This window comes from Streptomyces sp. NPDC046876, assembly GCF_040645035.1.
In the GTDB taxonomy this organism is placed as follows: domain Bacteria; phylum Actinomycetota; class Actinomycetes; order Streptomycetales; family Streptomycetaceae; genus Streptomyces.
On the sequence record NZ_JBEYXK010000012.1, the window covers coordinates 78,040 to 89,698 of the forward strand.

Consider the following 11,659-nt stretch of genomic DNA (forward strand, 5'->3'; position numbering starts at 1 on the left):
TCATCTCGGGCCGGGCAGTGCCGGCTCGGCGGGGCCCGTGTCCGCGTCCGCGGGCTCTGTCTTTGCGGGGCCTGCGTTCGCGGGGCCTGCATCCGCGGGTTCCGTGGCCGAGGCGTCCGTGTCCGCGGGCTGCGGGTCCGCCTCGCCCGGGACCAGGCCCACCAGCCGGCCCACCAGCTCGCCGAACGGCCCGTCGGCCGGCTCGTCCGCGAGGATCCGCACCAGGATCCCGGCCATCTCCGCGTCGTACGCCGCACTCACGGCGGCCAGCGCCGCGAAGTCGTGCACCAGCTGCAACTCCAGCTCGGACCGCGGGATCTCCCGCCCCTCCAGCCAGATCAGCGCCGTGGACTCGGCCAGCGACACCCACGAGCGCACCACCAGCCGCAGCCGCGCCGGCGGCTTCTCGATGCCGAGGTGGCGCAGGATCTCCTCGTACGCGGCCTGCCGGACCTCGTCGATCATCTGGTTGGTCCGCGTCGAGCCGACGGCCGGCCCGCCCCGCATCAGCGCCGAGAAACCGGGCCCGTGGTCGTCGACGAACGCGAAGAACCGGCCCATCACCCGCAGCAGCCGGGCCCCGAGCGGGCCCTGCTGCGGCTCCACGAACCGCTGCGCCAACTCGTCGGCCGCCCGCCGCAGCGCGGCCTCGTACAGGCTCAACTTGCCGGGAAAGTAGTGGTAGACGAGCGGCCTGGATATGCCCGCGGCCGCCGCGATCTCATCGATCGACACGTCCTCGGGCGACCTGTTGCTGAACAGCTCCAGGGCCACCCCGATCAGCTGCTGCCGCCGCTCCTCGACACCCATCCTGCGCCGCACCCCGGTTGTCATGCGGAACACCCTACTGGCCGGGCAGCGGCAGGCTGCGCCGGTCAGAGGTCCAGGACCAGCCGGTCGCCCTTGGCCCGCGAGACGCACAGGAGCATGGACTCCTCCCGCTCCCGGTCCGTGAGAAGCCCGTCCCGGTGGTCCACCTCGCCGGCCAGCACCCGGTGTTGGCAGGTGCCGCAGAAGCCCTGCTCACAGGAGTACGGGGTGTCCGGCAGCTCCCGGCGGACGGCGGCCAGGGCCGATTCGCCGGGCGCGACCTCGACGGCGCGGCCCGAGCGGTGGAGTTCGACCGTGAAGGACCGGTCCGCTGCGGTGACGGCGGAGGAGGACGCCGGAGCGAACCGCTCCAGGCGCACCGCCCCCGGGTCCGGGGCGGCGGCCAGCACCGCGGCCATCAGCGGCTCGGGGCCGCAGGCGTAGACGAGGGTGCCCGGGCCGGCGCCCGCCGACAGCGCGGCCAGGTCGGGCAGCCCCGCCTCGTCCTCGGGGACGAGGGTGACGCGGTCGCCGTAGCCGGCCAGCTCGGGCAGGAACGGCATCGAGGCCAGGGAGCGGCCCCCGTACAGGAGCGTCCACTGCGCGCGGGAGGCGGTGGCCGCGCGCAGCATCGGCAGGAGCGGGGTGATGCCGATGCCGCCCGCGACGAAGACGTACGAGGGGGCCGGCTCCAGCGCGAAGCGGTTGCGCGGCGGGCGCAGTTCCAGCTCCGCGCCCTCCACCAGCCGGTCGTGCACCTCGCGGGAGCCGCCGCGGCCGTCCTCGACGAGGCGGACCGCGATCGTGTACCGGCCCGCGTCCGCCGGGTCCCCGCACAGCGAGTACTGCCGTACCAGCCCGGACGGCAGCCGGACGTCCACGTGCGCGCCCGGCGTCCAGGCGGGCAGCTCCGGGGACTCCACGGTCAGCTGCACCACGCCCCGGGCCGGCTCCGTACGGGAGACGACCAGGGTGCGCAGCCAGCGGCGCGGCGAGTATCCCGAGACGGGGGTCTCCAGGGCCGGGAGCGGCCACAGGGGCGAGCGGGAGATCCGCCGCCGCAGGGCGCGGCGGGTCGCCCAAGCGGCGCCGGCCAGCACGGCTGCCGCGGCGGCCTTGGTCGTTGCGGCGCGGTTCACGGGCGGGCACCGCCGTTCGCGCCGGGGGAGGAGGCCAGGTAGGCGGCGGCCTGGGCGGTGGAGCCCTCCTGGGACGGGTGGTACGTACGGGAGAGGTAGGTCGGGATCGACTTGAGCATGGCACCCGTGGAGGGCAGGACGCCCTGCTGCCCGGCGCGGAAGAACTGGCCCAGCGAGGCCCTGCCGTCCACCAGCTGCGGGTCGTTCTCCATGAAGAAGCGGGCGCCGCGCTGCCACAGGAACACCAGCGCCGCGAAGGCGGTGGCCCAGGTGCGGGCGCGGCGGCGATAGCTGCCGTCCACGTGCATGAACAGGTCGAAGGCCACCGCGCGGTGCTCGACCTCCTCCGCGCCGTGCCAGCGCAGCAGATCGAGCATCACGGGGTCCGCGCCGCGCCGGTCCAGCTCCTCGGCGTTCAGGACCCAGTTGCCCAGGAAGGCGGTGTAGTGCTCGATCGCCGCGATCATGGCGACGCGCTCCATGAGCCACCAGTGGCGGGCCCTGCCGGGCGGAAGGGTCCGGTCGCCGAGCAGTTTCTCGAAGAGCCAGTCCACCTGGGCGGTGTAGGGGGTCGGGTCCAGGCCGAGGCGCTTGAGGTGCGGGAGGACGTCGTCGTGGGCGGCGGCGTGCATGGCCTCCTGGCCGATGAACCCGATGACGTCCGCGCGCAGCCGCTCGTCCTCGATGTACGGGAGCACCTGCTTGTAGACGTGGACGAACCAGCGCTCGCCCGCGGGCAGGAGCAGGTGCAGCACGTTGATCGTGTGGGTGGCGAAGGGGTCGCCGGGCAGCCAGTGGAGCGGGGTGTCCTCCCAGCCGAAGGACACGTTCCGTGCCTTGAGCTCTATGTGTTCCGACGCCACGGGGACGGGGGCGGGGGCGTGGGCGCGGGCGGCAGCGTGGGTGGCGGCTCGGGCGGCGGCAGGCGGCCTATTAGACATGGCGTCAATGTACTGAGAGGTGCCGGGGAGGAAAACCCCTCTGTCGGGACTTCCTGAGCCGGCCGGAGCGTTGATCGAACCGAGCGGCCCGGACTCATCGGGCCTTCAGCCAGGGGGAGTTCCGATGGCAGACGTGCAGGCGCGGGTCGAGGGCATCCTGCGGGCCGCCGTCGATGACGGGCGGGAATCCGCGGTGCAGGTGGCGGCGTACCTGCACGGCGAGCTGATCGTGGACGCGTACGCCGGTACGTACGAGGGTGAGGGGGGCGGCCGTCCGGTGGACGCGGACTCCCTCCGTCCGGTGGACGCGGACTCCCTCCGTCCGGTGGACTCGGACTCCCTCTTCCACAGCTATTCCACCGGCAAGGGTGTCGCCGCGACCCTGGTCCACGTCCTGGTCGAGCGCGGGCTTCTGGACCTGGACACCCCGATCGCCGAGCACTGGCCCGAGTTCGCCGCCCACGGCAAGGGCGGGGCCACCCTCCGCGATGCGCTGACCCACCGGATCGGCATCCCGCAGCTGCCGTCCGGCCTCACCCCGCAGGAGCTGTGCGACTGGGACGGCATGTGCGCGCTGGTCGCCGGCCAGGGGCCCCTGTGGGAGCCGGGCACCGCCACCGGGTACCACGGCTGGAGCTACGCCTGGATCGTCGGCGAGACCGTGCGCCGCGCCACCGGCCTCACCGTCTCCGAAGCCCTGCGCCGCCACGTCGCCGAGCCGCTCGGCGTCGCCGACTCGCTCCTGTTCGGCGTGCCCGCCGGCCAGGTGCACCGCGTGGTGCCGCTGCTGCCGGGCAGTTGGGACGCGATGCTGGCCGGGCTGCCCGCGGACGCGCCGCTGCTGACGGCGGTGCCGAACCGCTCGGTGTGGCCCGCCGCCGAGCTCGCCAACCGGCCCGCGTACCTGGCCGCGGACGTCCCGGCCGGCGGGACCATGACCGCGCGGGCTGCCGCCCGGATGTACGCGGCGCTGCTCGGGGAGGTCGACGGGGTCCGGCTCCTGCCGGCCGAGCGCCTGCCGCTGCTGTACGGCCTCCAGACGGCGGAGTTGGACCGGGTCCTGGGTGTCCCGGCCCCGAAGGGCCTGGGCTACTTCCTCGGCCTGGCCGAGTCGGGCCGCGAGCCCACCGCCTTCGGCCACCAGGGCAGCGGCGGCAGCCTCGCCTTCGCCGATCCGCGCCGCGGCCTGGCCTTCGCCTTCACCCACAGCCGGCTCACCCTCGGCGGCGCCGACAGCGCCTCGATGCGCGCGGCGGCCGCCATCCGGGAGGCCGTGGAGGGCTGAGCGGGTGCCCTCCTTGATGGTGTGATGCAGGTCACATTTCGAAATACCTGCGCGGCGCAGGGGAATCCCGTAGTCTTCTGCGTGGCGAAGCAATTGCGTCGCGCAGAAGACCGACCGCGGATCTCCAGGGGGAACCATGCTCACCATCGCCGTCACCGGAGCCACCGGCGCCCAGGGCGGGGCCACCGCTCGCGCCCTGATCGCCGCCGGACACCGCGTCCGGGTTCTGACCCGGCAGCCGGACGCGCCTGCGGCCGATGCCCTGCGGCGCCTCGGGGCCGAGGTGCTCCGCGCCGACTTCGACGACCGGGGCTCGCTCGACGGCGCGCTCGCCGGGGCGGACTCGCTCTTCGCGGTCACCACCCCGTTCGGCACCGATGTCGACACCGAGGTCCGGCAGGGTGTGTCCCTCGTCGATGCCGCGGCCGGCGCGCGCGTCGGGCACGTCGTGTTCACCTCCGCCGCGCATGCGGACCGCGCGACCGGCGTCCCGCACTACGACAGCAAGTACGCCATCGAGCAGCACCTGCAGGCGTCGGGCGTGCCCTGGACCGTGATCGCCCCGGCGGCGTTCATGGACAACTACACCGGCGGCTGGACGCTCGACGGACTGCGCGAGGGTGCGTTCGCCTGGCCCATGCCCGCGGACGTCCCGCTCACCCTCATACCCGCCGTCGACATCGGCGCGTTCGCCGCCCTGGCCCTCCAGCGCCGCGACGAGTTCGTCGGCCGCCGCATCGACATCGCCTCCGACGAGCTCACCGCCGCCGGCATGGCGGAGGTCCTCGCGGGCGCCGCCGGGCGTCCGATCGTCCACCGCGAAGTGCCCCTGGCCCACGTCCGGAACTTCTCCGACGATCTCGCCGCCATGTTCGAGTACTTCACCACCCGCGGCCTCACCGTGGACACCGCCGCGCTGCGCCGCGACTTCCCCGAGGTCGGCTGGCACACCTTCGCCGACTGGGCCGCCGCCCAGGACTGGCCCGCCCTGCTGGCCGCCGTACCCGCCCCCGCCCACCGCTGAGGAGCACTTCCGTGAAACCCATCGGCTACTGGCTCAACCGCACCGACCAGGCCCTCACCCACTCCATGGGCGAGATGCTCGGACGGTTCGGCCTCACGCGCACCGCCTGGCAGGTCCTCAACGTCGTCCGGGACGCACCCGATACCGCCGCAGACAGCGATGTGCGAGCCGCACTGGCCGCCAATGCCGATGTTGCCGTGCTGGATGCCGCCATCCGCAGCGTCCTGGCCGACGGCTGGGCGGAGCGGCCTGCGCCGGGGCGGCTCGCCCTCACCTCCGGCGGGATCCGGCGGCTGGGCGAAGTCGCCGAGTGCGTCGATGCGTTCCGCGAGCAGTGCACGGCCGGGATCTCCCCCGAGGAGTACCGGACGGCCGTGCTCGTGCTGGAGCGGATGACGCGGAACCTGGAGGCTAGCCCCGGCCCAATACCCCGGCCTTCGTCCCGTCCGTGAGCTTGCCCGACAGCTCGACCTGGGCTCCCGCCGGCGCCTTCACCGCCAGCCGGTTGCCCGTCGCAGCCCCGCTCACGCCGCCGCCCGTCGCCGACAGCGACGCGAACTGCGCACTGCCCGCCGCCAGGACGTACCACTGGCCCGCCTTCGACTTCCACAGGACACCCGCCAGGACCCGCGGCTCCCGCGGCCCGCAGGCCGGCGAGCCCTCCGCCTGGGCGGCCTGCGCCGCCCACGGGGAGCCGGGCGTCAGGAACTGGGCCTGCACCCGGTCCTGCACGCCCGCCCAGGTCTCGGCCCGGCTGCACAGCCAGGTCGCCGTGCCGTCGCCCTCGGGCAGGGTCTGCTTGGCGTAGGTCCAGGCGTTGACGCTGCGGACGCCGTGGGAGCGGACCGAGGCCAGCAGGCACGCGGTGCGCGACCAGTCGCCCAGCTCGGCGCCCTCCGTCACGTCGCGCTCCGAGCCCGGGGCGCCCGAGGTCAGCCGGGCCGCGGTCAGCTCGCCGAGGTCCGTGACCAGGCGGGTGGTGCCGTCGCCGGTCAGCGCCAGGGCGTTCCAGCCGGTGCAGTTGCCGCCGGGCGCGGGGCTGAGCACCGGCGGGGTGACCCCGTCCGGGCCCAGCTTCAGCGTGGTCGGGGTCTCCCCGGGCTTGAGCAGGTCCCGGGACGCGGCGCCGGTCACCCACGGGGCGGTCAGGTAGCGGACGTTGCCGTCGACGCGGCTCAGCACCAGTGCGGTGGCGGACTCGGCCGAGGCGCCGTCGGTGCGGGCGAAGTCGAGGGCGGCGACCGAGGTGCCGTCGCGGGGTTCGGCGTACCGCACGATGCGCAGGCCGTCGTACAGCAGGACCACGACCGCCTGGTCGACGGTGCCGGCGAACAGCAGCTGCGGCGGGCCCATCGGCGGCCCCGGCGGGGTGCCGGGGGTGGCGGAGGCGACGACGGACTTGCCGGGCCGGGCCCACACGGCAAGCGCCCGGCGCAGCAGGGCGGTGTCCTCGGCGCGGTCGCCGCGGGCGGGCCAGGTGGAGAAGCCCGTACGGGAGGAGGTGCGCCACAGCGTGGGCTGGACCCGGATCAGCTTGCCGGGGTCCAGGGCCTGCTCCGATGCCAAGTTCCGCGCGTACGGCGGGGCCGCGGCACCGTCCCCGCCCCAGCCGTCGCCCGGCAGGGCGAGCAGCGCCCCGCACACGGCCAGCGCCGCGCCGGCGGCCAGTGCGGCCCGCGCGAAACGGCGCCGGCGCAGCAGGTCGGTGGGGCGGGCCTGGAGGACGCACGGGTCGAACTCGGGGGAGGTGAACAGGGAGTCGTGCACGGGATCGCCGGATTCCGCGACGGCTGCGGCCGGGTTGGCGACCCCGGCCTCGGTGAGCACCCGGAGGACCTCCGGCTCCGGCAGGCGCTCCAGGGCCCGCAGTACGCAGGCCGCCCGGCCGGGTCCGTCGAGCGTGGCCAGCCACTGGTCCAGGGCCAGTTCCTCGGCCCCGCCCGAGCGCGGGAACAGCCGCAGCCCCCACACCTGCGGCAGCAGTGCGGGCAGCTGGGACCGCTTCGGCCGGGCCCGGAAGCTCAGCGGGACCCCGGCTTCCAGGGCCGAGCGCAGCACGCGCAGCCGGACGTAGGCGTACCCCGCGTCGCCGGTCGCCCCGCGCTGGCCGGGCAGGCCCCCCTGCGCGGCCCCGCCACCGGAGCGCCGGCCGCGCGGCAGGGCCCGCTGGGCCATCGCGTGGGCGGTGAGCACCCGCCGGTGGCGGCCCAGGGAGGGCGGCAGCACCAGGTAGGCGAGCCGCACCAGCCGCGGGTAGTGCTCGACGATGGCGGCCTCGGCCTGCTCGACGTCGGGCGGCACGGGAGACGGGAGGCGGGTGGCGGTGTCCGGCGCAGTCACGTTCAGCAGAACGAGCGAATCGCCGGACGGTCACCGCCCGCGGCTCACACCTTCGGGTCGTCTCCCGCCGCGGGGCGCGGGGCGCGACGGGGTGCGGGGCCCTGCCCGGGGCCCCGCCGGAGGTGCTGCGGCCCAGGTCAGGGCGTCATGCCCGCATGCCGTCGGGCGGTCACGCCGTGAGGCGGGCGCGCAGGGCGTCGACCGTCTCGTCGGAGACGCCGAGCCCCTCGCGGACGTACTTCTCCATCGAGCCGTAGCGGGTGCGGACCTCCTCGAGCGCGGCCTCCAGGTACACGGGGAAGACCCCGATCAGCCCGAGCGCGATGTCCGGGTTCCCGCCGGCCATCGTGAAGCCCTCGATCATCCGCGCGAAGGCCTGCTTCACCGCCGGGTTCACCGACAGGTATTCGGCCATCAGGGTGTCCTCGTCCGCGCCGAGCAGCGCCAGGACGACGGTGGCGCCCCATCCCGTGCGGTCCTTGCCGGCCGTGCAGTGGAAGAGCAGCGGGCCCGCCTCGGGGTCGGCGAGCTCGGTGAGCAGCAGGCGGTACCCGGCCTGCGCGGAGGCGGTGTTCACGAACGACCGGTAGGTGTCGGCGAACAGGGCCTGGACCTTGCCGCCGCCGAGGTGCTCCTCCGCCACGGCCGGGTCGGACAGCAGGTCCTTGAGCTGGGTGGCGGCCGGGATCTGCCCGGCGTTCAGCTTGTCGGCCAGCACGTCGCTGATCAGCAGGCGCACATCGGCGGGTATCCGGTCCGGGTGGGCGGCGCGCTCGGCGGCGGTGCGGAAGTCGATGACCGTGCGCAGGCCGAGCGCGGCCACCGCCGGGTCGGTGTCGACGTCGAGGCGGTCGAGCTGGCCGGAGCGCAGGACCAGGCCGTGGCGGACGGTCCGGCCGCCGGCGAGCGGGGTGCCGCCGAGGTCGCGGAGATTGGCGACGGTGGTGGAGGGGGTGGCGGTGGCGGTCATCGTGGCGGCTCCAGCAGTCCAGAGTGCAGGTTCATCCGATTTTCGGACGATTTGGGCGGGATAGGTAATCGAAGACCAGCGAGAGCCCCACCCCCACGCCGAGGGCCGCAAGGTGCCCGGCGTCCGTGAACGTGCGCCCCCGCCGCAGCAGCGGCTGCGCGGCGACGGCCAGCAGCCCCGCCCGCGCGGCCGTGCGGACCGGGCCGCGGGGCAGCGCCGAGGTCAGCGCCCCGAGCACCGCGTTGAACCCGTAGCTGGTCCCCACGTCCAGGGCCCGCCGGGTCTCGCGGCCGGCCCTCCCGTACAGCGCCCCCTATACGAGCAGCGTCGCCGTGACGTGCCCGAACAGGAACACCGCGGCCGTCCACCAGGCGCCGTGGGCGTACTCCGCGTACCCGAGCACCGCGACCAGCAGCAGCGCGTACGGCAGCGGCATGGGCTCCTCGACGACGAAGGCGCTGCTCAGCAGCGTCTCCCAGCGCCCGGCGGCCAGGTTGTCGACGTTCGTCGAGCAGCCGCGCAGCACCCGGTCCCGCCGGTCCGCGCCCAGTCCCTCCAGGGCGTACGCCCCGAGCTGGACCCCTCCCGCGTACACCGCGCCGGCTATCGGCGGCGGCCATGGCAATGGCTTCACCCGACCATGATCGGATACGGCCCTGCGGCGGACGGAGCCGGGTCGCCCGTGTGGGAGCATGTTCCGGCCATGTCAGGAGATCCCGCGCCGCTGCGCGCCACACGGGCCGCGATGTTCGCGGCGGTGTGTACGGCGTTGGGCGCTGCGGGGCATTCGTACATGTCCGGTACGGATATCCCTGCGATGGGCCTTTTGGGTGCCTTTGTCGTGACCGGCGGGCTCGCCTGGCTCGGCGCCGGCCGCCGCAGGGGCCCCGTGGGGATCAGCGCGGCCCTCCTTGCCGTGCAGGGCGTCCTGCACCTCCTCTTCTCCGGCAGCCGGGCCGGCCGCCCCGCCGGACGGGAGGCCGTCGGCCATGCCGTACGGCACCTGGCCGGGCCGATGCCCGGCCACCACCATGTCCAGGGCATGTCCATGCCCGCCGCCCTGCCGGAGACGGCGTCCGCGCCGATGCCGGGCATGGGCGGTATGGGCGGCATGGATGGCATGGACGGCATGAGCACCCTGGGCGACACGGCCGCGATGGCCGGACACGGCGGGCTCGGCATGATCGCCGCCCACGTGCTCGCCGCGCTCTTCTGCGCCGCCTGGCTCGCCCGGGGCGAGGCCGCCGTCTTCCGGCTCGCCGCGACCGCCGGCGCCACCGCCCTGCCGGCGGCCCGGCCGCTCGCCCGCGCGCTCGCCCTGCTGCGGGCCCGCGCGGGCGACGTTCCGCAGCCTCCCGCGCACCGGCCCGCGTACCCGCGGCCGCGCAGGCTGCGCGGGGCCGTGCACGCCCACGCCCTGGTGCGCCGCGGCCCGCCGCTCCGGCTGAACACCCGCGCCACGGCCCCCGGCCGTCCTGCCTGCGCCTGACCGACCGGCGCACCTCCCGTCGCGGTGAGGAGGCGAGGCCCGGGGCCGGTTCACCCCTGTCTTCGCCAACCCCTAGGACCACCATGTCTCTTGACGAGGCCCAGGGCGCCCCCAGCCGGGACGCCGACACACCCGTGGCAGTCGAAGCCACCCCTGCATCCGCATCCGTCTCCGCGTCCTCGCCCACGTCCGCGCCTGCCCGACCCGGCGCCTGGGCGGCGCTGCGGCCGCTGCTGCTGCGCATGCACTTCTACGCAGGGATCCTGATAGCCCCCCTGCTCTTCCTGGCCGCGGCCACCGGCCTGCTCTACGCCGGCTCCTGGCAGGCCGAGAAGATCATCTACTCCGACGAGCTGACCGTCTCCCACGTCGGGGACCACGAGCTCACGCTCGCCGACCAGGTCGCGGCGGCCCGGCGCGCCGAGCCCTCCGGCAAGGTCGTCGGTGTGTGGCCCGCCCCTGACGCGGAGGCGACCACCCGCGTCATCATGGAGGTTCCGGGCCTCGAAGAGGGCAAGAACCGCACCGTGTTCGTGGACCCGTACACGGCCGAGGTCAACGGCACGCTGACCACCTCCGGCGACGCGCTGCCGCTGCGCGCCTGGCTCAGCGAGTTCCACTCCAACCTCCAGCTGGGCGAGTTCGGCCGGAACTACAGCGAACTCGCCGCGAGCTGGCTGTGGGTGGTCGCCCTCGGCGGCCTCGCCCTGTGGATCGGCCGGCGCCGCTCCCGCAAGGCGCAGCTGGTCCTGCCCGACCGCAAGGCCACGGGCCGCCGCAGGACGCTCTCCTGGCACGGCGCGGTGGGCCTGTGGGCCGTCACCGGTCTCGTCGCGCTCTCCGCCACCGGCCTGACCTGGTCGAAGTACGCCGGTGAGAACATCGGGCAGCTCCAGGACCGCCTGGGCGGCGCCACCCCGTCCGTCTCCGCCAAGCTCGCCGCCGGCTCGGACGCGGCGGGTGGCGGTGACGAGCATGCGGGCCACGTGATGACCGAGGGCATGGAGATGCCCCCGCCGGCGCCGACCGCCGACATCGGCATCGACGCGGCCGTGGCCGCCGCGCACCGCGTTGGTATCAGCGAGACCCTGCAGGTCACGCTGCCGGCCAAGGGCAAGGGCTACGTCATCAAGGAGAAGGACCGGCAGTTCCCCGTCCACCTCGACTCCGTCGCCGTCGACCCCGCCGACGGCCGGGTCATCGACGTGCTGCGGTTCTCCGACTACCCCGTCCTCGCCAAGCTGACCCGCTTCGGCATCGACCTGCACATGGGGTTGACCTTCGGTCTCGTCAACCAGATCGCCCTGGCGGCCTTGGCCGTGGCGCTGATGTTCCTGGTGTTCTGGGGCTACCGGATGTGGTGGCTGCGGCGGCCCACCAAGGAGCGGAGGGTCTCGGTCGGGCGGGTCCAGCCGCGGGGGGCTTGGCGGAAGGTGCCGGTGGGGGTGCTGGTTCCGCTTGCCGGCGTGACCGTTGTGGTGGGGTGGTTCGTGCCGCTGCTCGGCCTCAGCCTTCTGGTTTTCCTCGTGGTTGATGTGGCGCTCGGCGTGGTTGCGGGGCGGCGGGCCAAGGCCGCTGCCGCCGCCGCGTAGCCGTCCCGTCTCCGGAACGGCCGGTGGGCCCGTACTCCTGTGTGGAGTACGGGCCCACCGTTGCGCGTG

General features: G+C 74.7%; 10 protein-coding genes and 1 pseudogene. 5 read left to right on the forward strand and 6 right to left on the reverse strand.

The features are described from left to right. From ABZ924_RS10225 to ABZ924_RS10235, 3 genes are read right to left on the reverse strand one after another with little or no spacing between them, the layout of a single operon-like run. Positions 1–834, reverse strand: coding sequence for a TetR/AcrR family transcriptional regulator (locus tag ABZ924_RS10225; protein WP_361906568.1), 834 nt, complete (start codon positions 832–834; stop codon positions 1–3). A gap of 41 nt (positions 835–875) precedes the next feature. Further along, the gene (locus ABZ924_RS10230; protein ID WP_361906570.1) at positions 876–1,949 is read right to left on the reverse strand and encodes a PDR/VanB family oxidoreductase; all 1,074 of its coding nucleotides are present in this window, start codon (positions 1,947–1,949) and stop codon (positions 876–878) included. After that, on the reverse strand, positions 1,946–2,797 hold the full coding sequence (locus ABZ924_RS10235) for a metal-dependent hydrolase (RefSeq protein WP_361906644.1): 852 nt from the start codon (positions 2,795–2,797) through the stop codon (positions 1,946–1,948). The genes ABZ924_RS10230 and ABZ924_RS10235 overlap by 4 nt, the downstream gene beginning before the upstream one ends. A 217-nt stretch (positions 2,798–3,014) precedes the next feature. Here ABZ924_RS10235 and ABZ924_RS10240 point away from each other — a divergent pair, with 217 nt between their 5' ends. From ABZ924_RS10240 to ABZ924_RS10250, 3 genes are all read left to right on the forward strand, one after another. After that, a complete protein-coding gene (locus ABZ924_RS10240) occupies positions 3,015–4,175 on the forward strand; it encodes a serine hydrolase domain-containing protein (protein ID WP_361906572.1) in 1,161 nt (386 codons plus the stop codon). A 136-nt stretch (positions 4,176–4,311) separates the two neighbouring features. Next, positions 4,312–5,199 (forward strand): NmrA/HSCARG family protein, encoded by an 888-nt coding sequence (locus tag ABZ924_RS10245; RefSeq protein WP_361906574.1) that lies wholly within the window; start codon positions 4,312–4,314, stop codon positions 5,197–5,199. 11 nt (positions 5,200–5,210) lie between these two features. After that, positions 5,211–5,651 (forward strand): MarR family transcriptional regulator, encoded by a 441-nt coding sequence (locus ABZ924_RS10250; RefSeq protein WP_361906576.1) that lies wholly within the window; start codon positions 5,211–5,213, stop codon positions 5,649–5,651. Here the strand turns inward: ABZ924_RS10250 and ABZ924_RS10255 are convergent. The 3 genes and pseudogenes from ABZ924_RS10255 to ABZ924_RS10265 form a co-directional block, all read right to left on the reverse strand. After that, positions 5,611–7,548 (reverse strand): hypothetical protein, encoded by a 1,938-nt coding sequence (locus tag ABZ924_RS10255; RefSeq protein ID WP_361906645.1) that lies wholly within the window; start codon positions 7,546–7,548, stop codon positions 5,611–5,613. The genes ABZ924_RS10250 and ABZ924_RS10255 overlap by 41 nt on opposite strands. Positions 7,549–7,708: 160 nt before the next feature. Further along, entirely contained in the window at positions 7,709–8,509 is an 801-nt protein-coding gene (locus ABZ924_RS10260; RefSeq protein WP_361906578.1) for a tyrosine-protein phosphatase, read from the reverse strand. 31 nt (positions 8,510–8,540) lie between these two features. Then, a pseudogene (locus ABZ924_RS10265) lies at positions 8,541–9,203 on the reverse strand (rhomboid-like protein). Between the two features lie 123 nt (positions 9,204–9,326). Here ABZ924_RS10265 and ABZ924_RS10270 point away from each other — a divergent pair. Further along, on the forward strand, positions 9,327–9,998 hold the full coding sequence (locus tag ABZ924_RS10270) for a hypothetical protein (protein WP_361906580.1): 672 nt from the start codon (positions 9,327–9,329) through the stop codon (positions 9,996–9,998). An 83-nt stretch (positions 9,999–10,081) separates the two neighbouring features. Further along, positions 10,082–11,590 carry a PepSY domain-containing protein gene (locus ABZ924_RS10275; protein WP_361906582.1) on the forward strand — a complete coding sequence of 503 codons (1,509 nt, stop codon included), beginning with the start codon at positions 10,082–10,084 and terminating at the stop codon, positions 11,588–11,590. Positions 11,591–11,659 lie beyond the last annotated feature (69 nt).

Coding starts and splice junctions, on each gene's coding strand:
- ABZ924_RS10240 (WP_361906572.1), top strand. CDS start 3,015: ATGGCAGACGTGCAGGCGCGGGTCGAGGGCATCCTGCGGGCCGCCGTC.
- ABZ924_RS10260 (WP_361906578.1), bottom strand. CDS start 8,509: ATGACCGCCACCGCCACCCCCTCCACCACCGTCGCCAATCTCCGCGAC.
- ABZ924_RS10270 (WP_361906580.1), top strand. CDS start 9,327: ATGGGCCTTTTGGGTGCCTTTGTCGTGACCGGCGGGCTCGCCTGGCTC.
- ABZ924_RS10275 (WP_361906582.1), top strand. CDS start 10,082: ATGTCTCTTGACGAGGCCCAGGGCGCCCCCAGCCGGGACGCCGACACA.
- ABZ924_RS10245 (WP_361906574.1), top strand. CDS start 4,312: ATGCTCACCATCGCCGTCACCGGAGCCACCGGCGCCCAGGGCGGGGCC.
- ABZ924_RS10225 (WP_361906568.1), bottom strand. CDS start 834: ATGACAACCGGGGTGCGGCGCAGGATGGGTGTCGAGGAGCGGCGGCAG.